Genomic DNA, 763 nt, shown 5'->3' on the forward strand with positions numbered 1-763 from the left:
CCGCGCGGCCCAGGTACGTTAGCTCCCCCGCGCCGTTCCACCGGACCAGGTCCCCGGTGCGATACATCCGCGCGCCACGCTCACCGAAGGGGTCGGCCACGAAGCGTTCCGCGGTCAGGTCGGCCCGACCCACGTAGCCGTGCGCCAAACCCGGCCCCGCCAAGTACAACTCGCCGACCACCCCCACCGGGGCCGGGCGCAGGCGCCCGTCGAGCGCGAGAGCGACGACGCCCGGGATCGGCGTGCCGATGGTCACCGGGCGTCCGGGCACCAGGCGCGACCCGGTGGCCCAGATGCTGGCCTCGGTGGGTCCGTAGTTGTTGAGCATGCGCCGGCCCGGCGCCCACGCGGCCACCAGCTCGGCGGGGCAAGCCTCCCCTACGGTGATCACCGTGGACAGCGCGCCCAGTAGGTCGCGGTCCAGCGACGCCAACACCGTCGGCGTGAGCATCGCGGCGCTGACCCGGTGTTCGGCCAGCAAGGCCGTCAGTGCCTGGCCCGCGTAGACGTCCGCGGGCGCCACCACCAGCGCCGCGCCCGACGACGCCGCGGACACCATCTCCGAGATCGACGCATCGAACGTCGGCGCGGCCACCAATAACATCCGCGACCGCGGACTCATGCCATACAGGTGGCGGTGCGCCGAAGCAACGCCGAGCAGGCCCGCGTGGCTGACCGCAACGCCTTTGGGCGCACCGGTGGACCCCGACGTGAAGATCACGTAGGCGCTGTTGCGAATCATCAACGGAGACAACCGGTCCGC

The 763-nt window shown here is 72.2% G+C and carries 1 protein-coding gene; it reads right to left on the reverse strand.

Annotation, left to right across the window (positions count from 1 at the left end; translation table 11 throughout):
• On the reverse strand, positions 1–763 hold a 763-nt coding region (locus A5714_RS14150), incomplete at both ends, for an AMP-binding protein (protein ID WP_156747323.1).

Origin of the sequence: Mycobacterium sp. E2462 (assembly GCF_001672685.1) — a bacterium.
Taxonomy (GTDB): Bacteria; Actinomycetota; Actinomycetes; order Mycobacteriales; family Mycobacteriaceae; genus Mycobacterium.